At 67.7% G+C, this 24,696-nt stretch carries 23 protein-coding genes; 6 read left to right on the top strand and 17 right to left on the bottom strand.

Features of this window, described 5'->3' with window-relative positions; translation table 11 throughout:
- Nucleotides 1–5: 5 nt before the first annotated feature.
- On the bottom strand, nucleotides 6–677 hold the full coding sequence (locus tag ACOEQ2_RS16465) for a glutathione S-transferase (RefSeq protein WP_419729027.1): 672 nt from the start codon (nucleotides 675–677) through the stop codon (nucleotides 6–8).
- 144 nt (nucleotides 678–821) lie between these two features.
- Between ACOEQ2_RS16465 and ACOEQ2_RS16460 the strand changes: the two genes are divergently transcribed.
- The 3 genes from ACOEQ2_RS16460 to ACOEQ2_RS16450 all read left to right on the top strand — a co-directional run bounded on the left by ACOEQ2_RS16460 (nucleotide 822) and on the right by ACOEQ2_RS16450 (nucleotide 3,201).
- Entirely contained in the window at nucleotides 822–1,169 is a 348-nt protein-coding gene (locus ACOEQ2_RS16460) for a hypothetical protein (protein ID WP_419729026.1), read from the top strand.
- Between the two features lie 23 nt (nucleotides 1,170–1,192).
- A complete protein-coding gene (locus tag ACOEQ2_RS16455) occupies nucleotides 1,193–2,401 on the top strand; it encodes a hypothetical protein (protein WP_419729025.1) in 1,209 nt (402 codons plus the stop codon).
- 86 nt (nucleotides 2,402–2,487) lie between these two features.
- On the top strand, nucleotides 2,488–3,201 hold the full coding sequence (locus ACOEQ2_RS16450) for an HAD family hydrolase (protein WP_419729024.1): 714 nt from the start codon (nucleotides 2,488–2,490) through the stop codon (nucleotides 3,199–3,201).
- Here ACOEQ2_RS16450 and ACOEQ2_RS16445 read toward each other — a convergent pair.
- The 5 genes from ACOEQ2_RS16445 to ACOEQ2_RS16425 all read right to left on the bottom strand — a co-directional run bounded on the left by ACOEQ2_RS16445 (nucleotide 3,165) and on the right by ACOEQ2_RS16425 (nucleotide 8,947).
- The gene (locus ACOEQ2_RS16445; RefSeq protein ID WP_419729023.1) at nucleotides 3,165–4,184 is read right to left on the bottom strand and encodes an ABC transporter permease; all 1,020 of its coding nucleotides are present in this window, start codon (nucleotides 4,182–4,184) and stop codon (nucleotides 3,165–3,167) included. The two genes, ACOEQ2_RS16450 and ACOEQ2_RS16445, sit on opposite strands and share 37 nt — an antisense overlap.
- A gap of 8 nt (nucleotides 4,185–4,192) precedes the next feature.
- Nucleotides 4,193–5,692: a sugar ABC transporter ATP-binding protein gene (locus tag ACOEQ2_RS16440; protein WP_419729022.1), complete on the bottom strand. Its 1,500-nt coding sequence runs from the start codon at nucleotides 5,690–5,692 to the stop codon at nucleotides 4,193–4,195.
- 41 nt (nucleotides 5,693–5,733) lie between these two features.
- Nucleotides 5,734–6,687: a sugar ABC transporter substrate-binding protein gene (locus ACOEQ2_RS16435; protein WP_419729021.1), complete on the bottom strand. Its 954-nt coding sequence runs from the start codon at nucleotides 6,685–6,687 to the stop codon at nucleotides 5,734–5,736.
- 91 nt (nucleotides 6,688–6,778) lie between these two features.
- Nucleotides 6,779–8,029, bottom strand: a complete 1,251-nt coding sequence (locus ACOEQ2_RS16430) for a NupC/NupG family nucleoside CNT transporter (protein ID WP_419729020.1) — start codon at nucleotides 8,027–8,029, stop codon at nucleotides 6,779–6,781.
- Between the two features lie 66 nt (nucleotides 8,030–8,095).
- Nucleotides 8,096–8,947, bottom strand: coding sequence for a transglutaminase-like domain-containing protein (locus tag ACOEQ2_RS16425; protein ID WP_419729019.1), 852 nt, complete (start codon nucleotides 8,945–8,947; stop codon nucleotides 8,096–8,098).
- 292 nt (nucleotides 8,948–9,239) lie between these two features.
- On the opposite strand from ACOEQ2_RS16425, the gene ACOEQ2_RS16420 reads away from it, so the two are divergent.
- Nucleotides 9,240–10,634 (top strand): MFS transporter, encoded by a 1,395-nt coding sequence (locus ACOEQ2_RS16420; protein WP_419731256.1) that lies wholly within the window; start codon nucleotides 9,240–9,242, stop codon nucleotides 10,632–10,634.
- Here the strand turns inward: ACOEQ2_RS16420 and ACOEQ2_RS16415 are convergent.
- Both ACOEQ2_RS16415 and ACOEQ2_RS16410 read right to left on the bottom strand, forming a co-directional pair.
- Nucleotides 10,628–11,212, bottom strand: a complete 585-nt coding sequence (locus ACOEQ2_RS16415) for an NADPH-dependent FMN reductase (RefSeq protein ID WP_419729018.1) — start codon at nucleotides 11,210–11,212, stop codon at nucleotides 10,628–10,630. The genes ACOEQ2_RS16420 and ACOEQ2_RS16415 overlap by 7 nt on opposite strands.
- Before the next feature lie 27 nt (nucleotides 11,213–11,239).
- Nucleotides 11,240–11,773: a DsrE family protein gene (locus ACOEQ2_RS16410; protein WP_419729017.1), complete on the bottom strand. Its 534-nt coding sequence runs from the start codon at nucleotides 11,771–11,773 to the stop codon at nucleotides 11,240–11,242.
- 185 nt (nucleotides 11,774–11,958) lie between these two features.
- Here ACOEQ2_RS16410 and ACOEQ2_RS16405 point away from each other — a divergent pair, with 185 nt between their 5' ends.
- The gene (locus ACOEQ2_RS16405) at nucleotides 11,959–13,011 is read left to right on the top strand and encodes an SDR family oxidoreductase (protein WP_419729016.1); all 1,053 of its coding nucleotides are present in this window, start codon (nucleotides 11,959–11,961) and stop codon (nucleotides 13,009–13,011) included.
- Nucleotides 13,012–13,017: 6 nt separating this feature from the next.
- Here ACOEQ2_RS16405 and ACOEQ2_RS16400 read toward each other — a convergent pair whose 3' ends face one another.
- Genes ACOEQ2_RS16400 through ACOEQ2_RS16390 form a run of 3 tightly spaced genes read right to left on the bottom strand, consistent with a single transcriptional unit; the run spans nucleotide 13,018 to nucleotide 15,288 of the window.
- Nucleotides 13,018–13,731, bottom strand: a complete 714-nt coding sequence (locus tag ACOEQ2_RS16400) for a TenA family protein (protein ID WP_419729015.1) — start codon at nucleotides 13,729–13,731, stop codon at nucleotides 13,018–13,020.
- A 16-nt stretch (nucleotides 13,732–13,747) separates the two neighbouring features.
- On the bottom strand, nucleotides 13,748–14,533 hold the full coding sequence (locus tag ACOEQ2_RS16395) for an ABC transporter permease (protein ID WP_419729014.1): 786 nt from the start codon (nucleotides 14,531–14,533) through the stop codon (nucleotides 13,748–13,750).
- Nucleotides 14,530–15,288, bottom strand: a complete 759-nt coding sequence (locus ACOEQ2_RS16390) for an ABC transporter ATP-binding protein (RefSeq protein WP_419729013.1) — start codon at nucleotides 15,286–15,288, stop codon at nucleotides 14,530–14,532. Before ACOEQ2_RS16390 ends, ACOEQ2_RS16395 begins: the two co-directional genes overlap by 4 nt.
- Before the next feature lie 252 nt (nucleotides 15,289–15,540).
- Between ACOEQ2_RS16390 and ACOEQ2_RS16385 the strand changes: the two genes are divergently transcribed.
- Nucleotides 15,541–16,284 carry an SDR family NAD(P)-dependent oxidoreductase gene (locus ACOEQ2_RS16385; protein WP_419729012.1) on the top strand — a complete coding sequence of 248 codons (744 nt, stop codon included), beginning with the start codon at nucleotides 15,541–15,543 and terminating at the stop codon, nucleotides 16,282–16,284.
- An 83-nt stretch (nucleotides 16,285–16,367) separates the two neighbouring features.
- On the opposite strand, the gene gyrB is transcribed toward ACOEQ2_RS16385, so the two are convergent.
- From gyrB to mutM, 6 genes are all read right to left on the bottom strand, one after another.
- Entirely contained in the window at nucleotides 16,368–18,824 is a 2,457-nt protein-coding gene (gene gyrB / locus ACOEQ2_RS16380; RefSeq protein ID WP_419729011.1) for a DNA topoisomerase (ATP-hydrolyzing) subunit B, read from the bottom strand.
- Nucleotides 18,825–18,876: 52 nt separating this feature from the next.
- Nucleotides 18,877–20,067 (bottom strand): DNA replication/repair protein RecF, encoded by a 1,191-nt coding sequence (recF, locus tag ACOEQ2_RS16375; RefSeq protein WP_419729010.1) that lies wholly within the window; start codon nucleotides 20,065–20,067, stop codon nucleotides 18,877–18,879.
- Nucleotides 20,068–20,102: 35 nt separating this feature from the next.
- Nucleotides 20,103–21,227, bottom strand: coding sequence for a DNA polymerase III subunit beta (gene dnaN, locus ACOEQ2_RS16370; RefSeq protein ID WP_419729009.1), 1,125 nt, complete (start codon nucleotides 21,225–21,227; stop codon nucleotides 20,103–20,105).
- Nucleotides 21,228–21,338: 111 nt separating this feature from the next.
- Complete coding sequence (dnaA, locus tag ACOEQ2_RS16365) at nucleotides 21,339–22,997, bottom strand: chromosomal replication initiator protein DnaA (RefSeq protein WP_419729008.1); 1,659 nt, start codon at nucleotides 22,995–22,997, stop codon at nucleotides 21,339–21,341.
- Nucleotides 22,998–23,400: 403 nt separating this feature from the next.
- Nucleotides 23,401–23,670, bottom strand: a complete 270-nt coding sequence (gene rpsT, locus ACOEQ2_RS16360; RefSeq protein WP_419729007.1) for a 30S ribosomal protein S20 — start codon at nucleotides 23,668–23,670, stop codon at nucleotides 23,401–23,403.
- A 148-nt stretch (nucleotides 23,671–23,818) separates the two neighbouring features.
- Complete coding sequence (gene mutM / locus ACOEQ2_RS16355; RefSeq protein ID WP_419729006.1) at nucleotides 23,819–24,667, bottom strand: bifunctional DNA-formamidopyrimidine glycosylase/DNA-(apurinic or apyrimidinic site) lyase; 849 nt, start codon at nucleotides 24,665–24,667, stop codon at nucleotides 23,819–23,821.
- Nucleotides 24,668–24,696: the final 29 nt, after the last annotated feature.

The raw sequence follows: 24,696 nt of genomic DNA, 5'->3' as shown, positions 1-24,696 counted from the left end.
CTGCGTTAGCGGAACCGGAAGGTGAGCGGGCCACCACGCTCGACCGCCCGCGCCCAGGCCGGACGCGACTCCAGCCGCTGCACCCAGTCACGCAGCCGCGGATGGTCTTCGAGCCTGCCGGTCGCCAGCATCGCCTGCAGCGGGAAGCTCATGATGGCGTCGGCGCCGGTGAATTCGTTGCCGGCGAACCAGGGCCGGCCGGACAACTCGGCTTCTAGAAAGTCGAGGTGGGTGGCAAGTTGCGGCCCCAGGAACTGCATCTCGAGGCCGCGCGAGATCAGCCTGGCGACCGGGCGAAGGGGAAACGGCATCTGCCGCGGCAACCTCGAGAACACCAGGGACAGCAGCATCAGCGGCGCCAGCGAACCTTCCGCGTAGTGCAGGAAGAAGCCGTAGCGATCCCGGTCGGGCGTGCCCGGCGGCGGGCGCAGCCGACCCGCGCCGTACCGGTCGATCAGGCTGTCGATGATGTGCCCGCTCTCGGCCAGTATCAGGTCGTCGTCGACGACGAGGGGCGATTTGCCCAATGGATGCACCGACTTCAGGGCGTCCGGGGCGAGCATCGTCTTGCGGTTGCGTTCGTAGCGCCGCACCTCGTACGGCACGCCGAGCTCCTCCAGCAGCAACAGCACGCGCTGCGAGCGACTCTCGTTCAAATGATGGACCGTGATCGTCACCGGTGGTCTCCCGCCTGCGACCCCGTGATGGAGCCGCACCGCATCAGCTGTCTGGCCTTTCGTTTACTGAAATCAACGTTCTGTTAACCATCATGGCGCTTCATGGGGTGCGGCGAGGATATCGTTCGGCAAGGAGGCGTTCCCATGGAGATCATTCCCGTCAGCAGCGCTTCCGCCATCACGGGCAGCGCCGGCCGGGCATCGAGCCGGACTGCCGTCGCAGAGTCGCCCACCGGCGCCGACGGCACCGCCGCCGCGGACAGTTCCGCCACGACCGGATCGACGAGCAACGGGAAGCCTGGTGCGCGCCTGCTGAACCCGCAGCCGGTCATCGACCCGGCCCTGGGCATCGTGGTGACCGAGTACTTCAACCAGGCCGGCCAGATGACCGCACAATACCCATCCGCGAAGGTGGTCGACAGCTACCGCATCTATGGAATGAGCGGCTCTGCCGACGCCGGCACACCCACGCCCTCCGTCCACGTCTCCTAGGGACCGGAATGGCGGACCCCGTGATGCCGGACATCCAGCCCGCCGCAGCCGATTTCCAGCGTGCCCGTCAGCAGCTCGAGGCAACACTCGACCATCCGTTCCTGGCTACGGAAGCGCACTACCTGCTCTGGGAGGTGTGTCAGGCCTGTGGTGACCGGGACGGTGCGCTGACGCATCTCCGGGCGGCGATGAAGCGAAATCCTCTACGAACACGTGTCGGTTCTGCAACGACGATGCGCAGCGTACTCGCGCTTGCGACGCCGGGCGACTTCCAGGCCAACCTGCCGATCGCCATGCTGCTCGACCAGTCGACGATGCTGCACACGCTATGGCTTGCAGATCCGCAGGAAATCGAACGCGATCCGAGGGCGGCGATCCCGCCCGACCTGCCACCGATCGATTGCGTGTTCATCACGATCGCCGAGGATGCCCAGGCGGCGTCGGCGTTGCGTGCCGCCGACCTGCTGGCCCAGGAGCTGGGGGTTCCGATCATCAATGACGGTGCCCGGATCGAGCGCCTGTCGCGGACCGGCGCGGCGCTGCTGCTGGAGGGCATTGTCGATGCGGTGGTGCCGCTGCAGCAGGAGGCCAGCCGTGCCGGACTTGGCCTGTATCCCCCGGCGGCGCCCTTCGTGATTAGGCCGTGCGGGCGGCATGCGGGCGACGGACTGGCGCTGATCCGCGATGTGGCGGCCCTCGGCGATTACCTGGCCCGCGACGCCGGGCCGGATGCGTTCTTTGTCGCCCCGTTCATCGACTACCGGAGCCAGGACGGGCTGTACCGCAAGCTGCGCGTGGTGTTCGTGGCGGGCGTGGCATATCCGTTGCACATGGCGATCCACGATGACTGGGCCGTCTGGTACTACAACGCCCACATGGAGCAGCAGCCCTGGAAGGGCCGCGAGGAACAGCGGTTTCTCGACGACATGGCGAGTGCTGTCGGGGATCAGGCGATGGCGGCGCTGCACGAGATCGGCCGGCGTGTCGATCTGGATTATTTCGGCCTCGACTGCGCCGTGATGCCGGATGGGCGATTGCTGGTGTTCGAGGTCGAGACCGGGATGATCGTGCATGACGACACATCGCCCAGGACCGCGGCCCGAGGAGAGTCGGCAGCCGTGCGCATCCTGCGCGCGCTCGAGCAGATGATCGACGCGCGCAGGCTGGTTCCCGCGCCACCTTGCACACTCCCCGCGCAGAGATCGATGGTGGAGGTCTTGGCGGCCGGCTGACCATCCCGGCTGGACTGTCGCTGTCCACCGCGGGCCGCGCGTGCTTCAACATCGCCGCAACGAGGCATGCCGGAAGGACCTGGGCAATGACGAAGACGGATCAGACCCCGCGTCCGATCGAGGCGTTGATCTTCGACATGGACGGGCTGCTTCTGGACAGCGAACTGCTGTCCATGGACGCGCTGATCAGCGCCGGCGCCGAACTTGGCTACGACATGCCGCGGGCGTTCTGCCTTTCCGTCATCGGCAGCCCGATGGATCGGTGCGCCGAGATTCTCGTCGAACGATTCGGGCCGGACTTCCCAACCGAGCGTCTCGTGGCACTGCACGCAACGCACCTGCAGACTGCGGTAGCCACAGGTGGGCTGGAGATGAAGCTGGGCGTGCTGGAACTGCTCGACCTCCTGGATCGGCGCGGCATCCGATACGCCGTCGCCACCTCGTCGGGACGGGCGCGCACGCTGCATCACCTCGAAATCGTCGGCATCGTGCAGCGCTTCGCCCACATCGTGACGCGTGACGACGTGACCCGGGGCAAGCCGCATCCGGAACCCTATCTCACGGCCGCCGCGCGTCTCGAGGTTCTGCCCGAGGCCTGCCTGGCGCTGGAAGATTCCTACAATGGGGTTCGTGCCGCGCATGCCGCCGGGATGCGGGTCATCATGGTGCCGGACCTGCTGCATGCGACCGACGAGATGCGGGGCACGGCGCACCGGATCGTGGACAGCCTGCACGACGTGATCGCGTTCCTGGACGAAAACGATCAGGCGGCGCCGCGTGCCGACAACCTGGCGCGGTAGGAGTCCAGGATCACCGCCAGGATGATCACCAGCCCGGTGACGATCTGGCGCACGAAATCGGTGACGCCCATCAGGATCAGGCCGTTGGCGAGCACGCCGATGATCGCCGCACCCAGCAGCGTGCCGACCAGCGAGCCGCGGCCACCGGACAGGCTGGTGCCGCCGATGATCACCGCGGCGATCGCGTTCAACTCGAAGCCGATGCCCAGGATCGGATTGGCGATGGTCAGCCGCGTCATGTAAACCACCGCCGCGATGCCGACGCAGAGCCCGGTCACGGTGAAGGCCGCCACCTTGGTGGTGAACGGCCGATGCCCGGACAGCCGGACCGCTTCCTCGTTGTTGCCGATCGCGTAGATCATCCGGCCGAACACGGTCCGGGTCAGCACCACCCAGCCGACACCCAGCAGCACCAGCGCCAGCACGAAGATCACCGGCAGGCCCAGGATGGTCGCGGTGCCGAACGCGTTGAAGCTGTCGGGGAAGTCGTAGATCGTGCGCGCGTTGGTGACTTCGAGGGCCGCACCGCGTGCCACGTTCAGCATGCCGAGCGTCACGATGAAGGCCGGCACGCCCCAGAACGACGAGATGAAGCCGTTCAACCCGCCGCAGACCATTCCGACCACCAGGCTTGCCAGGATCCCGAGACCGATCGCGGCAGGGTCGGACAGCCAGTCGAGCTTCAGCACCGTGCCGGCGACCACCGCGCACAACGCCATCACCGCACCCACCGACAGGTCGATGCCGCCGATCAGGATCGCGAAGGTCATGCCGGTGGCCAGGATCAGGTTGATGGTGATCTGGGTCAGGATGTTGGAGATGTTCTCGTGGGTGGTGAAATCCGGCGCCATCACGGCAAAGAACACCACCATCACCAGCAGCGCGATGCCGATGCCGGCCTCCCGCAACGCGCGGTTGGCAATGCCGCGCGCGGTCGGTCGTGCGGCGGCCGGGCGGGATGAGGAAGCCTCGGATGCTGACATGATGGCCCTCAGGCTTCCTGCATGAACTGGCTGTAGGCGAGCGAGAGGATGCGCTCCTCGCTGAAATCCGGCCGCGCGACCTCGCCGGCGAGCCGTCCGCGCGACAGCACCAGGATGCGGTCGCACAGATGCATGAGCTCGGGCAGCTCGGACGACACCACGATCAGCGCCCTGCCCTCCGCCGCGAGCCGGCCCAGCAGCGCGTAGATCTCCGCCTTGGCGCCGACATCGATGCCGCGGGTCGGCTCGTCGAGCATGACGACCTGGGCGGTGCCGAACAGCCATTTCGCCAGCACCACCTTCTGCTGGTTGCCGCCCGACAGCTGCACCACCGGCTGCTCCGGGCCGCTGAGCCGGATCGCCAGCTCGTCGGCCATCCGGATCGCCGCCGCCCGTTCGACCCGGGGGCGAAGGAACCCGGCGCGGGACACCTTGTCGAGCCGCACCAGCGTGGTGTTCACCCGCGCCGCCATCGGCAGCACCAGCCCCTCGGCCTTGCGATCCTCGGTCAGCAGGCAGATCCCGGCCCGCGTCGCATCGCGCGGCGAGGCGATGTCGACCGGAGCGCCATCACGCAGGATGCGGCCGGCAAGACGCGGATCGGCGCCGAAGATCGCCCGCACAACCTCCGTCCGGCCGGCGCCGACCAGCCCGGCCAGGCCCAGGATCTCGCCATATCGGACCGCGAAGTCGATCCCACCGCCGGGAGGCGCGCCGCGCGGACGCAAGCCTTCGACCCGCAGCGCCTCGCCGCCCTGCGCCGCACCCGCCAGCGGCACCTGCGCTGCCAGAGTGCGCCCGATCATCTGCCGCACGAGCTCGCTTGCATTGGTGTCCGCGGTGCGGCTGGTGGCGACCTTGCGGCCGTTGCGCAGCACCGTCACCCGGTCGCACAGCGAGAAGATCTCGCCCAGGTGATGCGACACGTAGATCATCGTCATGCCCTCGGCCTTGAGGGCGTTGATCTGCTCGAACAGCCGCCCGGCCTCGCGCGGCGTGAGCGTGGCGGTCGGCTCGTCGAGCACCAGCACGCGGCCACTGCTCGACAGCGCGCGGGCGATCTCGAGCAGCTGCATCTGCGCGATGCCGAGTCGCTCCACCTTCAGGCGCGGCGAGATCTCGGACAGCCCGACCCGCGCCAGCAGCGCCTCCGCCCGGGCGTCGAGGGCGCGCCGGTCGACAAACCCGAAGCGGTGCCGCGGCAGGTGCTCGAACAGCAGGTTCTCGGCGACGCTCAGCGCCGGCAGCAGGTTGAACTCCTGGTGCACCACGCGGACCCCGGCGCGGATCGCATCGTGCGGGGTCTGCGGCGCATACGGCTCGCCGCCCAGCAGCATCCGCCCGGCATCCGGCCGATGGATGCCGGCCAGCAACCGGATCAGGCTCGACTTGCCGGCACCGTTCTCGCCGGCAAGCGCGTGCATCTCGCCGGGCTGGATGTCGAGATCGACCCCGTCCAGCGCCACCACGCCCGGGAAGCGCTTGGTCAGCCCCTCCAGGCGCAGCATCGGCGCAGGCGTTTCGCCCGGCAACATAGCTGCCCCCGCCGTCACCCCATCGTCTGCGCCGTCACCAGCTTCACCGGCGTCTTGATCCAGCCGGTCAAGGTTGCGCCGGCGATCTCCTTCATCGCGTTGTCGATGCCCATCGCCGCCAGCTGCGCGCCGAACTGGTCGACCGTCGCGAGCACCTTGCCGTCCTTGAGCAGCGGCTGGATCGCGGGGATGTTGTCGAAGCTCACCACCTTGATCGCACCCGGCTTCCCGGCGGCGTCGATCGCCTTCACCACGCCGAGCGCCATCGAGTCGTTGGCGGCCATCACGCCCTGGATGTCGTGGTGCGCAGTCAGCATGTTGGTGAACACGGTGTTGGCCTCCTCGGTCTCCCAATGGCCGGTGCGGCTGTCGACCAGCGTCAGGCCGCCCGCGGTGATGGCGTCCATGAAGCCCAGCTTGCGCTGCACGCCGTTCTCCGCACCCGGGTTGCCCTCGATGATGACAACCTTGCCGCCGCGTCCGAGCGCCTTGGCCAGCACGTCGCCCGACAGCTTCGCCCCGGCACGGTTGTCCGGGCCGACGAAGGCAATGTCGACATGGTGCTTCTTCATGCTGGCCGGATCGAACGCCACGTCGATGTTGATGACCTTGATGCCGGCCTTGATCGCCCGGACGATCGGCGAGAGCAGAGCGCGGCTGTCGGCGGGCGCGATGACGATCGCATCGACCTTGCGGGTGATCAGGTTCTCGACCGCGGCGATCTGGCCGTCGATATCGGTCTCGGACTGGATGCCGACCGGGATCAGCACGAGGTCGCCGCGCTCCTGCGCGTGCTTCACCGCACCCTCCTGCATGTCCTTGAAGAACTCGTTGGCGAGCGACTTCATCACCAGCCCGACGACCGGCTTGCGCCCGCCTGCTGCCGTGGCCTGGGCGAATGCCATACGCGGCGCCAGGCCGGCGCTGCCCGCGGCGGCGCAGACGGCCAGGAATGTCCGACGATCCATGTTCTGTTTCCCCACTCTGTCGGAGGTTTGCCCTCCGTATCGGGCAAACATCTACAAGCGTGTTCCGACAAGCGGAAGGGCCCGCGGCAGGTCAGCCGATGAACAGGCCGGCAATGGCGGCGCTCATCAGGTTCGACAGGCTGCCCGCGAGAACCGCACGCAGGCCCATGCGTGCCACTTCCGATCGGCGCTCGGGGGCGATGCTGCCGTAGCTCGCGAGCAGGATGCCGATCGAGGAGAAGTTGGCGAACCCGCACAGCGCGAACGAGGCGATGGCGATGGTGCGGGTCGACATCGCGTGCGAACGGATCATCGGCGAGAGGTGCACGTAGGCGACGAACTCGTTGAACACGAGCTTCTGGCCGATGATCCCGCCGATCGGCCGCGCGTCCTGCCACGGCACGCCGATGATCCAGGCGAGTGGGGCGAACAGCCGGCCCAGGATCAGCTCGAGCGACAGGCCGGGGATGCCGAACCAGCCACCGGCCAGGCCGATGACGCCGTCCAGGCAGGCGATCAGCCCGATGAAGGCGATCAGCATGGCGCCCACCGCCACCGCAACCTGAACGCCGTTGGACGTTCCGACCGAGATCGCCTCGAACACGTTGGCGGCGGGCTTGGCGTCGAACGACACGTCGAACCTGGTGATGCGGGACGGCTCGGTGCTTGGCACCAGCAGCTTGGCGAACAGCAGCCCGCCCGGGATCGCCATCACCGAGGCGGCGAGCAGGTACTGCATCGGCACGCCGAGGCCGGCATAGCCAGCGAGCACGGAGCCGGCGACCGAGGCGGTGCCGCTCGACATCATCGCGAACAACTCGGCCCGCGTCAGCATCGGGATGTACGGCTTGAGCGCCACCGGCATCTCGCTCTGGCCGAGAAAGATCGTGGTCACCGCGGAGAAGCTCTCGATCCGCGAGGTGCCGAGCGCCAGCCGGACGGCACCGCCGAGGATGCGCGTCAGCCACTGCATGACGCCGAAATGATAGAGCACGCCGATCAGCGCCGAGATGTAGATGATCTGCGGCAGCACCCGGAGCGCGAAGACGAAGCCGCCATCGGCCGGAAACAGGCTCGCCATCTGCGGCGAGACCAGGTCGCCGAACAGGAAGGCGATGCCCTGGTTGCCGTAGCCGAGCACCGCATCGACCGCATCCGCGGCAACGCGCAACGCCGCCCGGCCAGGGGCCACGAACAGCACCAGGGTGCCGAGCAGAAGCTGCACGCCGAGTGCCGCCAGCACGACACGCCAGCTGATCCGGCGCCGATCGGTCGAGAACAGCACGCCCACCGCGAGCAGCAGGAGGATGCCGGCCAGGCCGCGCAGGGTCGTTTCAGTCACGTGAACCTACCCCCTCGGCGAGGCCATCTTCGCGGAAGCAGCCTGACCCGCCAGCTCTGGGCCGGCCTAGCTGGGGTGCGCGGACGCCAGGATCGAGTCGTCGACCAACTCCGCCGCCATCTCGGTGCAGATGACGTCGAAGCCGCTGAGACGGCATGGTCCGAACGTGGTGGCGATGGCGACGTCGGTGGCGTCGCGGCCGCGCGCGATCAGGATGCGGCCGATCCGCGGGGTGTTGTTGCGCGCATCGAAGGTGTGCCACTCGCCGCCGAGATACACCTCGAACCAAGCGGCAAAATCCATCACCCCGTACGGCGGCAGGGTGCCCATGTCGCCGAGGAAGCCGGTGCAGTAGCGTGCCGGGACGTTCATGCAGCGGCACAGCGTGATCGCCAGGTGGGCGTAGTCCCGGCACACGCCGCGGCCGTCGCGCTCGCCGTCGGAGGCAGTGCGGGTAGAGTCCGCGTGCTGGTAGTTGAAGACGATCCGCTCGTGCGCGTAGTCGCAGATCGCCTGCACCAGCGCCCAGCCGCGCGGGCCGCCGCCGAACAGATGCCAGGCGCGGTCGGACATGCGATCGGTGTCGCAGTAGCGGCTGCCCAGCAGGTACACCAGCGTGTCGGCGGGGAGCTCCTCGACCGGGTGTTGCTGCGCCTCGGGGGTGATCCGGTCCGGCAGCCCGGCGTCGCTCACCACCATGCGGCTGCTGATCGTGAGCCGGCCCTCGGGCGCCAGGATGCGGGTGCAGACGTTGCCGAAGCTGTCGAGATAGCGCTCATGCGCGATCGGCGGGTCGAACAGCATCTCCTGCGGCGCCGCGAGATCGGTTTCGCGGGACGGGTGCGGGCTCAGCAGCAGGATCATCGGCGTCGGGTGCGGGCAGTCATAGACGATGTCGAAGCCGGCTGAGATCTGCATTCTGGGTCGTTCCGATTGGCAGTGGTTGTGACCATCGAGCTGCCGACATGGAACCGCGAGCTGACGTGCGACCAGAAGGACGGGCCGATCAGGGCCCAACAGCTTGTTGATGCTCCGAACATGACGGTGCGCCCGATGCACGGCAAGGCTTCTGTTGCCGGGCCTTGTTCCAGCCGCCAGCAATCGTAGAACCACCCGCATGTCCGAACCCGCTGCCCCGCCTGCCCCCGCCGCGCCTGCTCCGCTCCCGCCTCCCCACGGCGTGCCGACCCCCGCCGAGCTGGTGCCGCCGATGCAAGTGCAGGAGCCGGCGCCGGGCGGTCCGCATGACGGGCTGTACGGCGGCGCGCGCACGCTCGCGATGCTGGCGGTGGCGCTGTCGGTGCTGCTCTCGGTGATCGATTACGCGATCGCCAACGTGGCCCTGCCGACCATCGCGCACGACATCCACGCCAGCCCGTCCTCGTCGATCTGGGTGATCAACGCCTACCAGCTCGCCTCGGTGATCTCGATCCTGCCGCTGGCGGCGGTGGGTGACCGCATCGGCTATGCGCGCATGTGCCGGATCGGACTTGCGCTGTTCGTGCTGGCCTCGTTGCTGTGCGCGGCCTCGACCACGCTGCTCGAGCTGTCGCTGGCGCGGGCGCTGCAGGGCTTCGGCGGCGCCTGCATCATGAGCGTGAACGCGGCACTGCTGCGCTTCATCTATCCGCACCGCATCATCGGCCGCGGCATCGCGCTCAACGGCCTGGTGATCGCCGCCGGCGTGGCGCTCGGGCCGACGATCGCCGCCGGCGTGCTGTCGGTCGCCAACTGGCCGTGGCTGTTCCTGATCAACCTGCCGCTGGGCGGCGTGGCGCTGCTGTTCGCGATCACCTCCCTGCCCCGCACCCCCACCCGCGATACCCGCTTCGATGGGCGCTCGGCGGTGCTGAACGCGCTCGCCTTCGGGTCGCTGATCGTGAGCTTCGACCGGCTGGCGCATGGCGACGGCCCCATCGGGTCGGTCGCACTTCTGGGGTTCGGCACGATCTGCCTGGTGGCGCTGGTGCGACGCCAGCTCGGCCGGCCGGACCCGCTGCTGCCGATCGACCTGCTGCTGCTGGGCGGTTTCCGGGCGGCGGTGCTGACCGGCTTCCTCGGCTTCGTGGCATCGAATTTCTTCATCATCTCGATGCCGTTCACGCTGGAGGACGTGCTGGGCCGCACCGCGGTGCAGACCGGCCTGCTGATCACCCCATGGCCGCTGGCGATCGTGGTGGTGGCGCCGTTCATCGGCCGGCTGTCGGACCGTGCCCCGGCGGCCGTGATCTCGACGATCGGCCTGCTCATGGTGGCGACGGGCTTCTGCGCCCTGTGGCTGATGCCGGCGCGTCCGAGCGATCTCGACATCGCCTGGCGCATCGGGCTTGCCGGCGCCGGCTTCGGGGTGTTCCAGCCGCCGAACAACCGGGCGATGCTGGTGGCGGCACCGGTCGAGCGCGCCGGCAGTGCGAGCGGCATGATCTCGGTGGCACGGCTGCTCGGGCAGACGGTGGGGGCGATGCTGGTGGCGATGACGTTCGCGCTTCTCGGCAGCAGCGCCAATCGGGCCTGCCTGGCACTCGCTTCCGCCACCGCACTCTGCGCCGCCGGGATCAGCGCCAGCCGGCTGCGGACGTCACGGACGACGGTTGCCGTTCAGTAGGGCGGCGGTCGTTTCGCACGCTGGATGCGGGCGGCTTCGCTCCACCAGGCAAGGTCGTCGGCGAAGCGGGTGAAGGCGCGGTCCAGCGTCTCGCCGCCATGGCCGGTCGGTGTGCCGTCCGCGGCCAGGGTCTCGCCGATCGGGCCGACCGTGAGCGTGCTGGAAATCACCACCATGCCCATTTCCGACAGGATCGGGTGCCACGCGGCCGCTGCATGCGCGCCACCCAGGCGGCCGGCCGAGTAGCTGGCGATTGCCGCCGGACGCCAGAACCAGTGCTCGAGGAAATGGTCGGTCAGGTTCTTCAGCCCGGGCTGCGGACCCCAGTTGTACTCGCCGGTCACGAACACGAAGGCATCCGCCGCGGTGATCTGGTCGGCCAGCTTCTGCATCGAAGCGGGCGCCGTGCCCGGTGGATACTCCTTGTACATCCGGTCGAGCATCGGCAGGTCGACGAATTTCGCGTCGATCAACTCGGCGTCCTCGCCCCGGGCGCGGAAGCGGTCCACCAGATAAGTCGCGAGCCGGATACCGATCCGGTCGGAGCGATACGACCCGTACAGGACGAGAATCGACATGGCTGCTCCACGCTTAGACGGACAGGTTCACTCGGTGATGCGGATATAGCCGCGGGTCTCGAGATTGATGAAAGTGACCGTCGCGGACAGGTTCGTCTGCACGAACGGCAACAGGGATTGCTGCTCGTAATGCTGCTCGCGGGCGGATTGTCCGCAGACGGTGACGAGCAGTCCTGCATCTCTCAAATGACGCAGGATCTGGATGTTCGGGTTGGCGCCTGCATGGGTGCGCTGGCTGTAGGTCTGGTCGTTGGCGACGAGAACGATCGTCCGGCCGTGGAACATCGCCACCAGGTGCATGTGGGAGGCGGGAACGCCGTCATGCCGGAAGGTGTTGATCAGCCCTGCCATGGCCTGCAGCGCGGGATCGACGTCGCCGGGGGCGCCCGCGAGCGTCTGCACGTCGAACACGATCTTGTAGTCGAGGGCGGGGTCCGGCAGCTCGTGCGCGCCCGGAATGTCGCCCATCATGCCCGCGTCGGGGACTGCAAGCGGCTCGGCGGCGATGGCCCGCGGAAGGGCGGCTGCGAGGAGTGCCAGAACGAGCAGAGGCAGTTTCATGCGGCAGGACGTCCTGATTGCGAGAGAGCGCGAGGGATGACCGGACCGCGGATCATTCCCGCCTGGCCGGGGACAACCCGGGCACCGCTCGCGGCGTTGCCATGCGACCGTAGTCCAGCCGCCAGATTGCGTGCCATCGATTTCTGGCGGCGATCGCGGGGGAGTTCTTGCCGGGAGATCGCATCATGACCAACAGCAACCCAGGCATCGCCCTCGTCGCAGGGGCGAGCGGCATCATCGGGGCGGCCCTGGTGCAGACGCTTCGGCAGGCCGGATGGCAGGTCCGCGCGCTCGCCCGGCGCGCGGTTCCGGGTGTCGAGACGATCGCCGTGGACCTGACCGACGCGGCGGCGACGCAGGCGGCACTCGCCGGAGCCGCCGACACCACGCACCTGTTCTACGCGTCGCTCAGCCCGGATGCCGACCTGGCGGTGGAGGCCCAACGCAACGCCGGCATGCTCGGCAACCTGCTGGACGGGCTCGAGGATGCAGGCGCGCCGCTTGCCCGCGTCGTGATCTATCAGGGCTTCAAGATCTACGGCATCCATCTCGGCGCCAAGGTCCCGACGCCGGCGCGGGAGAGCGATCCGCCGCACATGCCGCCCAACCTCTACCAGGCGCAGGAGGCGCAGCTTCGGGCGCGGGCCGAGCGCAGCCGCTGGGATTACGTGGCCCTCCGCCCGGACGTCGTGGTCGGCGACATCCACGGCAACCCGATGAACATCGCCGTCGTGGTGGGTGTGTTTGCCGCCCTGTCGCGTGAACTCGGGGTACCGATGCGTTTTCCCGGCAGCGATCTCGCCTACCGCCAGCTGGTGCAGTTCACCGATGCCGGATTGCTGGCGCGGGCGAGCCTCTGGGCCGCACTCAGCGACAAGGTCGCTGGCGAAGCCTTCAATGTCACCAATGGCGACGTGTTCCGGTGGGAGCGCATGTGGGGCGATGTGGCGCGGCATCTGGGCCTCGACACGGCGTCGCCGATACCGCTGAAGCTGACGCGCCACATGGCAGACAAGGGGCCGGCCTGGCAGGCGATCGCCGAGCGGCACGGGCTGATCGAGCCGGAGCTCGACCGTGTGGTTGGATGGAGTTTCGGCGACTTCATCTTCCATACCGAAACCGACGTAATCTCCGACGTCAACAAGATCCGTCATTTCGGCTTCCCCGAGCGGATGGACTCGACGGCCTCCCTGCTTGGCGCGTTGGACAGCCTGCGACAGCGGCGCGTGTTGCCGTAACAGGCGCTAGGAGGACGTGGCCAGCGACGTGCGTCCGGCGTCCCAGAACAGCGTCTCGAGCCGGACAGCCTGGCGGAATTGTCGGAGCAGCAACGGGTAGCGCGTCTCGCCGCCATGGCTTTCCGACAGGCTCTCGAGCTGCTCGAGGCCGTTCCGGATCAATCGGTGATACGCGGCGCCTCCATAGGTTTCGATCCAGGCGGCGTATGGATTGCCCTCCAGCACCGTCTGCGGATCGGAAAGCAGCCTGAGGCCGATTTCGCCGTATCCGGCCAGGCATGCCGACAAGGTCACCACGAGGTCGAGCACGTCGCCGCTCTGCGCCCGATCGAGGATATAGCGGCCGTAGGCGAGGGTTTCCACGGTCTCCGGGATCTGCTCGAGGTCGCTCTCCGATATGCCCGACGCCGCAAGCTGCAGGCGATGCAGCGCCATCTCGTCGGTGAGGAGACCGAACACGATGGTGGCGGCCGCTCGCATCTGCGCCACCGTGTCGCTCTTGTAGATCAGCAGCGCGTACGCCCGCGTGTAATGCACCAGATACAGATAGTCCTGCACCATCCAGGCAACAAACTCATCCTGCGGCAACGTGCCGAGTGCGAGCTCCTGCACGAAACGGTGGCCGACATAGGCCCCCCACTCTGCCCCGGTGCCGGCTCGCAACCGTGCGTAGAGTGTGTTGCGCGCGAACGGCATTGCCTGGTCGAAATCGAACGCCATGGTCCCAGCCTTCCGATTATAGGTGTGCGGTCGTATCCGGAGCCCAGTACAGCACGCGCTTCAGCACGCGATCGACCAGCACCCAGAGCAGGATTGCCATCACCGCCAGCACGAACAAGGCAGCGAACATCACGTCCGTCTGGATGCGCGCATTCGCGTTCAGCATCACGTAGCCGAGGCCGGCCGAGGCGCCGACCCACTCGCCCACCACCGCCCCGATCGGCGCGATCGCGGTCGCCACGCGCAATCCCGAGCCGAACGCCGGCAACGCGGCAGGCAGCCGGACGTGGCGCAGGATGGAGAGCGGCGAGGCATCCATGGTTCGTGCGAGATCCAGCCAGCCGAGTTCGGTCCGGCGCAACCCGTCGGAAAATGCCGCGGTGATCGGGAAGAAGATCACCAACACCGACATCACCACCTTCGAGGCGATGCCGAAACCGAACCACAACACCAGCAGCGGCGCCAGTGCAAACACCGGGATCGCCTGGCTCAGCAGCAGCAGCGGCATCAGCCAGCGCTGCATCACCGGCGAGAACACAACGCCGAGGGCGAAGACGGAGCCGAGCACCGTTCCGATCAGCAAGCCCAACACGGTTTCCGACAATGTCGTGACGGTGCTCCAGAACAGCAGCGTCCGTTGCTGCCAGAGGGCGACCGCCACGGATCCAGGGCCCGGCAACAGATAGGCCGGCACGTCGCTGACCCGGGCGCCGAACCACCACACCGCGATCAGCCCGGCCACCGTGATGAACGGACGCGCCGTCGCAGATAAGCGGGCACGGCTGGAGCGGTCGGCGGTCATGCCGGTTCGAGCTCTGTCAGCATTCGCAGCAAGTGGCCCTGCGTGCGCAGCAGTTCCGGATCATCGAGGGCGCGCGGGGTCGGGCCGTGCACCCGGATCGGCGGACCAATCGTGGCCGGATGACCGGACAACACCACGAGATGCTGACCCAGCCTGCAGGCTTCCAGGGGATCGTGCGTGATGAGCAGCACCGTGCGGTCCTGCAGCAACTCCGCCGCCAGATCCTGCACGCGCGCGCGGGTGAAACTGTCGAGGGCGGAGAAAGGCTCGTCCATCAGCACGATCGGACGGTCCTCGTAGAGCGTGCGGGCGATCGCGGCGCGCTGGCGCATGCCGCCTGACAGCTCCGCGGGCAGTGCTGCGGCCCGCTCGGCGAGTCCGACACGCCCCAACAGGTGCAGCGCCCGGGCACGGTCGGGCTTGTCTCCGCGCAGGCGGGCGCCGAGCATGACGTTGCCGATCACGTCGAGCCACGGATAGAGCAGGTCCTGCTGGCCCATATAGGCGATCCGGTGTGCCAGGCTCCGGCCGTCGGTCGCCTGCACGCGGCCGGCGCTCGGGGCGGACAGGCCGGCGACGATCTTGAGCAGGCTGGTCTTGCCGACGCCACTGGTGCCGAGCAGCACCATGAACGCGCCGCTGTCGATTTGGAGATCCAGGTTCTCGAAGATCGTGCGTGCGCCGTAACGCAGTGTCAGCCGCTCGAGCCGTAAGCCAGGTGGGGCGCCTGCGGTCGGGTCCTGAACGCGCATCATGGACGGCTAAAGGCGCCCTGATCTGCTATAAAGCATCATTTAGAATCAATGTGTTGCCCAGCTTCCGAAACAAATGTTGAACAGACTGTAGAGATCTTTCCTACGCATGCACACCCGCTCCGGGCAATGGTGGTTGCAGTCTTCGGGCTCGGCGTGTGTTGTCCCGCCATCCGCCGAAGACGTGCCGCCCCCGCTTGCACTCCCCGATCAGCAGCCTAATATCTTACCGGTCGGTATGTTTTGGAGGAAGTGATGGCTAAGCTTGATGGAAAAGTTGCAATCGTTACGGGAGCTTCGAAGGGCATCGGCGCGGGCATCGCGCTACGACTGGCCGCCGACGGGGCCAGCGTCGTCGTGAACTACGCACGAAGCGCCGATGCCGCAGGGCTGCTGGTGGCGGCGATCAAGAAGGCCGGAGGGCACGCGACGGCGGTGCAGGCAGACATTTCCGAGCCGGACCAGATCAAGACGCTGTTCAAGAAGGCTGTCGATGAATTCGGGCATGTCGACATTCTTATCAACAATGCCGGGATCTACGAGTTCGGCGACCTTGCCGGCGTCACGCCGGAATCGATCGACCGGCAGTTCGGGTTGAACGTGAAAGGCCTGATCCTGGCGACGCAGGCGGCCGCGGAGACTTTCCCGGCGGCGGGTGGCGTCGTCGTCAATATCTCCTCCGGCGCCGGCGTGACGCCGATCGCGCAAGCGCAGGTCTATAGCGCCACAAAGGGTGCGGTCGACAACCTGACGCGCTCGCTGGCACTCGAACTCGGGCCTCGCAAGATCCGCGTCGTGGGTGTGGCACCTGGCCTCACGGCGACCGAAGGCACGAGTGGGATGGGCGAAGAAGGTGCCGCTCCGTTCGTCGCGCGCACGCCACTCGGCCGCATCGGGCAGCCGGCTGATATTGCCGCCGCGGTTGCGTTCGTCGTGTCCGAAGACGGCAACTGGATTACCGGTGAGACGCTGCAGGTCGGCGGCGGCTTGCGGCTCTAGAAGTTTGAAGGCGGGCAGCCGGCACCGTGGGTCTCCCACGGTGCCGGCTGCTCGTTCCCGCACCTGGTTCGCAAGGCCGCTCGCTACACGTCGAGGTTGGCGACCTTGAGCGCGTTGCCGACGATGAAGTCACGACGCGGCTCGACCACATCGCCCATCAATGTCGAGAACACCTGTGCTGCGTTCTCGATGTCGCCGACACGCACCTGCAGCAGCGTGCGCACCGCCGGATCGAGCGTCGTCGTCCAGAGCTGCTCGGCGTTCATCTCACCCAGGCCCTTGAACCGGTTGATCGCGAGGCCCTTGCGGCCCTGCCCCAGGATCCGGTCGTACGCCGATGCGGGTCCGGCCATCGCGTGCATGGCGCCGTCCAGCGTCAGTGTCGCCTCGCTGCCGAAGTCGCGCTCCAGCAGCTCGGCATGCTCGGCCGCCCACAGCACATCGGCGCTGCGCAGCGTCACCGGATCGAGGCGATACAATTCGCCGACGCCGCGGACGGTGCGGCCGAACTGCAGCCCGTCCTGGTCGGCCGACACCTTCCAGCCGCGCTCGGACACCGGCGACGCCGCATCCAGGCGCGCCGCCAGCGCCTGCGCGCGTGACTGCGACCGCGCGACATCGCTGGTCAGGGCACCGGAAATCGCTGCCTGCTCGAGTAGCCAGACCGGCGCCTTGACGCTCAGCCGTCGCAATGCACGCGACGCCTCGCGCAACCAGACGGTTTCGGCGGCCAGCTCGGCACCGGCAAGGCGGCGACCGTCGGCGTAGGTCAGCGTCGCCGCGTTCAGCGCCTTGTCCAGCAGATACTGCTCGAGTGCGGCATCGTCCTTGAGATAGCGCTCGTCGTTGCCGCGCTTGGCGCGATACAGCGGCGGCTGCGCGATATAGAGATGCCCGCGATCGATCAGCTCCGGCATCTGCCGGAAAAAGAACGTCAGCAGCAGCGTGCGGATATGCGAGCCATCCACGTCGGCGTCCGTCATGATGACGATGCGGTGGTAGCGCAGCTTGTTGATCGCGAACCCACCCTGTTCCGGCTCGCCACGGCCGATCCCGGTACCGAGTGCGGTGATCAGCGTGCCGATCTCGGCCGATCCGAGCATCCGATCGAAGCGCGCACGCTCGACATTCAGGATCTTGCCCTTCAGGGGCAGGATCGCCTGGAAGCGCCGGTCGCGGCCCTGCTTGGCGGTGCCGCCTGCGGAGTCGCCCTCGACCAGGAATATTTCCGCCTTCGACGCGTCGCGTTCCTGGCAGTCGGCGAGCTTGCCGGGCAGCGACGAGATGTCCAGCACGCCCTTGCGCCGGGTAAGCTCACGCGCCCGACGGGCCGCCTCGCGCGCCGCGGCTGCGTCCATCACCTTGGCGACGATGATCCGCGCTTCCTTGGGATGGGTCTCGAACCAATGCGAAATCGCGTCCGCGACCGCCGCGTGCACGACCGGCTGAACTTCCGAGCTGACCAGCTTGTCCTTGGTCTGGCTGGAGAATTTCGGATCCGGCACCTTCACCGACAGCACCGCCGTCAGACCCTCGCGCATGTCCTCGCCGGACAATGCGAGCGCATCCTTCTTGCCGATCCCCTCGGCATACTTGCCGACCACGCGGGTCAGCGCCTGGCGAAAACCGGCCAGGTGCGAGCCGCCATCACGCTGCGGGATGTTGTTGGTGAAGCACAGCATGGTCTCGTGGAAACTGTCGTTCCAGGAGAGCGCGAACTCCACCTTCACGCCATTGGCGTCGTCGGCGCCGTCGGCGGTGATCGGATCAGGCACCACTGCGATCTTGCCGCGATCCAGCCACTGCACGAAGGCAATCAGACCGCCCTGGTAGCAGAAATGCTGCTCCTGCACCGGCGCGTGCCGCTCGTCGCGAAGGTTGATCTCGAGGCCGGAATTCAGGAATGCCAGCTCCCGCAACCGCCGTTCGAGAATCGGGAACTCGAAATCGACGCGCGCGAAGGTCTTCGCACTCGGCTTGAACGTGACCTGGGTGCCGCGCGGCTCGTCGCTCGGTCCGACCACCGACAGCGGTTCCACCGCCTCGCCGTGCCGGAAGCGAATGACGTGCTCCAGGCCCTGGCGCCAGATCTTGACCTCCATGGTCTCGGACAGCGCATTCACCACCGCCGCACCGACGCCGTGCAGCCCGCCGGATACCTTGTAGCTGTTCTGGTTGAACTTGCCGCCGGCATGCAGGCGCGTGAGCACGACCTCGGCAGCGCTGATGCCTTCCTCGACATGCATGTCGGTGGGAATGCCGCGGCCGTTGTCACGCACCGTGACGCTGCCATCGCCGTTCAGCACGACGTCGCAGCTCGTCGCATGACCGGCCTGCGCCTCGTCGACCGCGTTGTCGATGATCTCGAACGCCATGTGATGCAGGCCGGAGCCGTCGTCGGTGTCGCCGATATACATGCCGGGACGCTTGCGCACCGCGTCTAGACCCTTCAGCACGGAGATCGACGCCGCATCGTAGTCGCCGCCCGGAAGGGAGCCGGGAGTGTCGGGCATGTTGGCGGGTACGGCGGTATCGGACATGCCGGTTGGGTGCTCCATGAAGGCCGGAAAACGGACTGGATTTGTCTCTAGACTATAGTCCCTCCAGGGCTCCGGAACCAGCGTCCTGCAATCGTCCCTGCTCCGCGCGGACGTAGCCGGCGACGCCCTGCAAGGGTGCGAACGGCGCGCCGTCGGTGCCGGTCAGCAGCACGTGCGACTCGAGTTCCGCGAGTGCCCGGAACAGCGCCTCGCGCCGGGTGGCGTCGAGATGCACCAGCGGCTCGTCGAGCAGCAGCAGCGGTGCGTCACCATGCAGGCCGGCGATCAGCACCGCATGCGCCAGCACCACCCCGAGCAGCAGCGCCTTCTGCTGGCCGGTGCTGGCGGTCGCAGCGGGCCGGCCGGTCAGCAGGTCGGAAAGCAGCAGGTCGGCCCTGTGCGCCCCGAGAGTGGCGCCACCGGCCCGGGCATCGGTCGCGCGCGCGGCCGCCAGCGCATCACGGAGCCAGTCCTCGACGGCCAGAGCCGGTTCATCCTGCAGGCGGTCGGCGACGGCGCAGGAGAGCGCCAGGCGGGCCGCCGGAAAGCCCTCGTGGGTTGCGGCGACCCCGGCCTGGTCCCCCGATGCGGTTGCGCGCGCATTCAACCGCCCGACCAGCGACCGCCGCGCCGCCGACACCGCCACCGCGTGACGCGCCATGGACGCCTCGAGGGCGCCGAGCCAGGCCGCGTCGGCATGCCCGGAAGCCAGCAGCCGGTTGCGGCCCTGCATCGCCTCGTCATGCGCCGCCACCTCGCGCGCGTGTCCGGGCTCCAGCGAGAGCACCAGCCGGTCCAGGAAGCGGCGGCGACCGGACGGACCCTCGATGAACAGCCGGTCCATCTGCGGCGTCAGCCACACCGCCGAGAGACGCTGCGCCACCTCGCCGCGATTGCGCACCGGCTGCCCGTCCAGGCGGAAGACGCGGCGACCCGGTGGGCCGTCCGCGACGGTTCCCGTGCCGATATCGAGGCTTTCGCCGGCGCGTTCCAGCCTGGCCGCCACCGCCCAGTGCGCCGAGCCGTGACGCGGCAGGTCGGTTATCCTGGCGCCGCGCAGGCCACGGCCGGGGACCAGCAGCGACACCGCTTCCAGCAGATTGGTCTTGCCGCTGCCGTTCGGCCCGGTGATGACGGTGATGCGGGAGCCGACACTCCAGTGCAGGCTCTGGTAGTTGCGGAAATCGGTCAGCACCAACCGTGCGAGCCGCATCGAGCCCGACGCATCCGGCACAGCGCTCATGCAGGCCGCCGGACGCGCGCCGTGCGTGTTTGGCGCTAGACCCGCATCGGCATCAGCACGTACAGCGCCGACGGGCTATCGACGTCGCGCACGAGGGTCGGCGCGGCGCTGTCGGAGAATGCGAATTCCACATCCTTCTCGATCTGGTCGGTGATGTCGTTCAGGTAGCGCGCCTGGAAACCGATCTCGATCGGGGTGTTGTCGTAGGTCACCCGACCGTCATCGAGCTCCTCCTTGGCGGTGCCCTGATCCGCACTCGCCGCCGACAGGGTCAGCAGATGCCGCTCGAGCGACAATTTCACCGGACGCGAGCGCTCCTGGCTGATCGCCGAGACACGCGCCACCGCATCGGCAAAGTCCTTCTTGCCGACACGCAGGATCTTGTCGTTGTCGCGCGGAATCACGCGCTCGTATTCCGGGAAGGTGCCGTCGATCAGCTTGCTGGTCAGCATCACCGTTCCGATGGTGAACTGGATGCGCGTCTCGGACAGCGCGATCTCGACCTGTTCGCCGGCTTCGTCGAGCAGCTTGCGCACCTCGGCCACGGTCTTGCGCGGCACGATCACGCCCGGCATTCCGGCCGCACCGGCGGGCAGCTCGGTCTCGACACGCGCCAGGCGATGACCATCGGTCGCCACCGCACGCAGCATGTCGCCGGCATCGCCCGGCGCCGTGTGCAGGTAGATGCCGTTCAGGTAATAGCGCGTCTCTTCGGTGCTGATCGCGAACCGGCTGCGGTCGATCAGCCCGCGCAACACGCCGGAACCGATCGTGAAACGATGCGGCAGCGTGCCTGCGGTCATGGACGGGAAATCATCGACGGCGAGCACGTTCAGGCTGGTTGCGTAACGACCGGCGCGCAGAGTAAGGGGTGCGTCGCCGCCGGCCTGGTCGAGCTCGACTTCCGCGCCGTCGGGCAGCTTGCGGACGATCTCGAACAGCACGCCCGCCGGAGCGGTGGTCGATCCGTCACGGCTGGAGCTCGCCGCGACTTCCTCGACGATGGCGATCTCCATGTCGGTCGCCGTCAGCGTCAGGCGGCCATCCTGCACGGCGATCAGGACGTTTGCCAGGATCGGAATGGTGTTGCGCTTCTCCGCGACACTCTGGATGTGGGCGAGCGCCTTGAGCAATGTGGCGCGGTCGGCCTTGAGCTTCATGGTCCTGGTCTCGCCGGAGAAAAAGAAGGGGATCGCACGGGGGAGGCCGATGCTAGCAGTCCGGGATTGACAGGGAAAGCTGGCCCGGAAGCGCCATTCCGGGAGGCGGCGTCAGCTCTCCAGCATGCGGCGCAACAGCTCGACGTCCTCGGCGAATGCGGTGTCGCGCTCCATCAGCTCGGTCACCCGGCTGACCGCGTGCATGACGGTGGTGTGGTCGCGATTGCCGAACTTGCGACCGATCTCGGGCAGCGACCGGCTGGTCAATTGCTTGGCGAGATACATCGCCACCTGGCGCGGCCGCGCCACCGCCCGGGCACGACGCGCCGACGACATGTCGGTGAGGCGGATATTCCAGTGCTCGGAGACCTTGCGCTGGATTTCCTCGATGGTGACGCGCCGGTCATGCGCCTTGAGGATGTCGTGCAGCACCTCCTGCGTCGCATCCAGCGTCACCGAGCGGCCGAACAGATTGGCGTGCGCGATCATCCGGTTCAACGCACCCTCGAGCTCGCGCACGTTGGTGGTGATCTTGTGGGCGAGAAACTCCAGCACCTTGGGCGGCACCGCGACGCCGGATGCCAGCGCCTTGGCCTCGAGGATGGAGATGCGCAGTTCGAAAGTGGTCGCGTGCAGGTCGGCGACCATGCCGCAGCCGAGCCGCGTGCGCAGCCGGTCCTCGAGGCCGGACAGATCCGACGGCGACTTGTCCGCCGACACCACGATCTGCTTGCCGGCATCGACCAGCGCATTGAAGGTGTGGAAGAACTCCTCCTGCGTGTTGTCCTTGCCGATCAGGAACTGCAGGTCGTCGATCATCAGCACGTCGACGGAACGCAGCTGCTCCTTGAATTCCATCGTCGATTGCGAGCGGATCGCCGCGATGAAGCGGTACATGAATTTCTCGGCCGACATGTAGGCGACCGACACGGCACCCTGTGGCCGGGCCGGGCGGGTCAGCTCCAGGCCGATGGCGTGCATCAGGTGGGTCTTGCCGAGCCCGACGCCGCCATACAGGAACAGCGGGTTGAAGCCCGGGCTGGACGGCCTTTCGGCAACCCGGCGCGCACAGGCATAAGCGAACTCGTTGGGCTTGCCGACGACGAAGGCCTCGAACGAGAAGCGGGGATCCAGCGGCGCTGCCAGATCGCCACGCGGCTCCGGGATGGCGGCCGCCGCGTGGGGCACCGACACCGTGCCTGAGGATCGAGACGACGCAGCGGAAAAACCCCTGGGCGCCTCCGAGGCTGTCTCAGGGGAAAACGCCTTGCTCGATCCGCCGGCGACCAGCGGTACCGGCGCGGCACCCGGCGCCGTCGATGTCGCGATCCCGGCAGATGGTCCCGCGGCATGCGCCTCGGGTGACAGCATGAGCTCGACACGCCGGATTTGCGGGACTTCGGTATTCCACAGGGCGCCAAGCCGGTCGCCATACTGGCTGCGCACCCAGTCGCGCAGGAACCTGGTCGGCAAATAGAGCGTGATCTCGTCGTGATCGACAGCGCCAAGCGTCATCTGCCGCAGCCAGGTGCGATATTCGACCTCGCCGACCTCGTTCTGCAGCCGGCCGCAGATGCGTGACCAATGCTCGCCGAGCGGATGCCCGGACGTCGAATATTGCTCGTCAAGGCCGGAAGCGCCTGCGGCAAAGGCCTGACGGTAGGGCGCGCAGGCGGGCGCCTCGTTTCGTGTTTCGACAGCCGCATCCACTTCCGGGGCGTCGCGCTCATACCTGCTGGACGTCACTCTCACCCACCCCGCTCCCGCCATCGATCCCAAACGACCCAGTCAACAACAATCAACTCTCGAAGCTGCAGACAAAACGTGGACACCCGCAAGGGCGGTTACGTTTGAGCGCAGCGTTCGAGGGAGGGCCGTCTGTTGCAGCGGCCGGTCAGTCTCACGACCGTCATTTAGAGTAGGCCGGGGCGGATTGAGGAGGCAACGGGAATCTGGCCGCAAGAGGGGCGTTCCCAAAAAGAACACAGCGTCAAGTTACTAACATGACTGAACACGTCACTAACAAGTGTGGACGCCAGCCGGACCGGAACGAAAACGGGCCGCGGCTTGCGCACGCGGCCCGTCATCAAATATGGGTGGTCGAAACTCTGTCGTCGCGACGCGCGAGACGGATTGTGAGAGCCTGCTAACCGCCCGTCAGCGCAACTCGTGATCAGCCAGCGGCGATTGCCTTGATGCGCTTAGACAGGCGCGAGATCTTGCGCGAGATCGTGTTAGCGTGTGCGACCCCCTTGCCCACGGCGCGCTGCATTTCCGGCTGGGCCGCGCGCAAGGCAGCGACAGCCTGTTCCTTGTCGCCGGACGAGATCGCCGTCTCGACCTTCTTCACGAAGGTACGCATCCGTGACCGGCGCGCGGTGTTGCGCGCGCTGCGGACTTCGTTCTGCCTGATGCGCTTGCGCGCCGATGCGGTGTTCGCCATGGGTCTCTGCTCAGTTCAGCACGTCGATGTGGGCCGGCTGCCGCTGGTCGAGGCCGAAGCCCCGGACGAACGACCCGGCGAAGGGTCGGGTTTCTAGGCCCGGGAGATGCGGCAAGTCAAGTCGGTCGGGGTGGCGGCGGTGATCGTCTCAGCGTTGCAGGCGCGGGCAGTGGAAGCTGCTTCGGCCTGACTGCACCAGCCGCTGGATGCCGTTGCAGGTGGGGGCGCCGGGACAGTCCGGACAGCCCTCGCCCTCGCGGCCATAGACCCGCCAGGCATGCTGGAAATAGCCGAGTTCGCCGTCCGGCTGCACATAGTCGCGCAGGCTCGAACCGCCGGCGGCGATGGCCTCGGACAGCACGGCCCGGATCGCCGCCACCAGCCGCCCAGCCCGTGCCGGCCCGATCGTGCCGGCCAGCCGCTCCGGCGAAAGTCGTGCCCGGAACAGCGCCTCGCACACGTAGATGTTGCCCAGGCCCGCCACCAGCCGCTGGTCGAGCAGTGCTGCCTTCATGGGTGTGCGTTTGCCCGCGAGCGTGTGGTGCAGGTGGCTGGCGGTGAATGCCGGCTCCAGCGGTTCGGGGCCCATGCCCGCCAGCAACCGGTGCTGGTCCTCGGCGTCGGTGCGCATCAGGTCGATCGCGCCGAACCGACGCGGATCCACCAGACCGAGCCGGCAGCCCTCCTCGGTCTCGATCACCACGTGCTCGTGAGGCGCCACCGCGACCGGAACCGCCGGGTCGAGCCGGGTCAGGTTCACCCGGCCGGACATCCCCAGATGCAGCAGCATGCTGTCGCCGCCCTCGAGACGCATCAGGATGTACTTGCCGCGCCTGCGGAAACTCTCGACCCGCGCGCCGCGCAGCCGTGCGGCCAGGCCCGGCGGCATCGGCCAACGCAGGTCCGGCCGGCGCACCTCGGCCCGGATGATGGTGTGACCCTCGAGATGCGCCCGCATCCCGCGCATCACGGTCTCGACTTCTGGGAGTTCCGGCATGGGTCCGAGGCAGGCTATAGCCTGACCCC

This window comes from Lichenicola sp. (assembly GCF_965198575.1).
In the GTDB taxonomy this organism is placed as follows: domain Bacteria; phylum Pseudomonadota; class Alphaproteobacteria; order Acetobacterales; family Acetobacteraceae; genus Lichenicola.
This window is presented reverse-complemented; position numbering and strand designations above follow the sequence as displayed.

Bases quoted from the DNA above. Each gene is read 5' to 3' on its own strand.
- gyrB (WP_419729011.1), bottom strand. From the start codon at position 18,824: ATGTCCGATACCGCCGTACCCGCCAACATGCCCGACACTCCCGGCTCC.
- mutM (WP_419729006.1), bottom strand. From the start codon at position 24,667: ATGCCGGAACTCCCAGAAGTCGAGACCGTGATGCGCGGGATGCGGGCG.
- ACOEQ2_RS16435 (WP_419729021.1), bottom strand. From the start codon at position 6,687: ATGGATCGTCGGACATTCCTGGCCGTCTGCGCCGCCGCGGGCAGCGCC.
- rpsT (WP_419729007.1), bottom strand. From the start codon at position 23,670: ATGGCGAACACCGCATCGGCGCGCAAGCGCATCAGGCAGAACGAAGTC.
- ACOEQ2_RS16395 (WP_419729014.1), bottom strand. From the start codon at position 14,533: ATGACCGCCGACCGCTCCAGCCGTGCCCGCTTATCTGCGACGGCGCGT.
- ACOEQ2_RS16420 (WP_419731256.1), top strand. From the start codon at position 9,240: ATGCAAGTGCAGGAGCCGGCGCCGGGCGGTCCGCATGACGGGCTGTAC.
- ACOEQ2_RS16385 (WP_419729012.1), top strand. From the start codon at position 15,541: ATGGCTAAGCTTGATGGAAAAGTTGCAATCGTTACGGGAGCTTCGAAG.
- dnaA (WP_419729008.1), bottom strand. From the start codon at position 22,997: ATGGCGGGAGCGGGGTGGGTGAGAGTGACGTCCAGCAGGTATGAGCGC.
- ACOEQ2_RS16440 (WP_419729022.1), bottom strand. From the start codon at position 5,692: ATGCTGCGCCTGGAGGGGCTGACCAAGCGCTTCCCGGGCGTGGTGGCG.
- ACOEQ2_RS16450 (WP_419729024.1), top strand. From the start codon at position 2,488: ATGACGAAGACGGATCAGACCCCGCGTCCGATCGAGGCGTTGATCTTC.
- ACOEQ2_RS16425 (WP_419729019.1), bottom strand. From the start codon at position 8,947: ATGCAGATCTCAGCCGGCTTCGACATCGTCTATGACTGCCCGCACCCG.
- ACOEQ2_RS16410 (WP_419729017.1), bottom strand. From the start codon at position 11,773: ATGAAACTGCCTCTGCTCGTTCTGGCACTCCTCGCAGCCGCCCTTCCG.
- ACOEQ2_RS16415 (WP_419729018.1), bottom strand. From the start codon at position 11,212: ATGTCGATTCTCGTCCTGTACGGGTCGTATCGCTCCGACCGGATCGGT.
- ACOEQ2_RS16405 (WP_419729016.1), top strand. From the start codon at position 11,959: ATGACCAACAGCAACCCAGGCATCGCCCTCGTCGCAGGGGCGAGCGGC.
- ACOEQ2_RS16455 (WP_419729025.1), top strand. From the start codon at position 1,193: ATGCCGGACATCCAGCCCGCCGCAGCCGATTTCCAGCGTGCCCGTCAG.
- ACOEQ2_RS16460 (WP_419729026.1), top strand. From the start codon at position 822: ATGGAGATCATTCCCGTCAGCAGCGCTTCCGCCATCACGGGCAGCGCC.
- ACOEQ2_RS16400 (WP_419729015.1), bottom strand. From the start codon at position 13,731: ATGGCGTTCGATTTCGACCAGGCAATGCCGTTCGCGCGCAACACACTC.
- dnaN (WP_419729009.1), bottom strand. From the start codon at position 21,227: ATGAAGCTCAAGGCCGACCGCGCCACATTGCTCAAGGCGCTCGCCCAC.
- recF (WP_419729010.1), bottom strand. From the start codon at position 20,067: ATGAGCGCTGTGCCGGATGCGTCGGGCTCGATGCGGCTCGCACGGTTG.
- ACOEQ2_RS16390 (WP_419729013.1), bottom strand. From the start codon at position 15,288: ATGATGCGCGTTCAGGACCCGACCGCAGGCGCCCCACCTGGCTTACGG.
- ACOEQ2_RS16445 (WP_419729023.1), bottom strand. From the start codon at position 4,184: ATGTCAGCATCCGAGGCTTCCTCATCCCGCCCGGCCGCCGCACGACCG.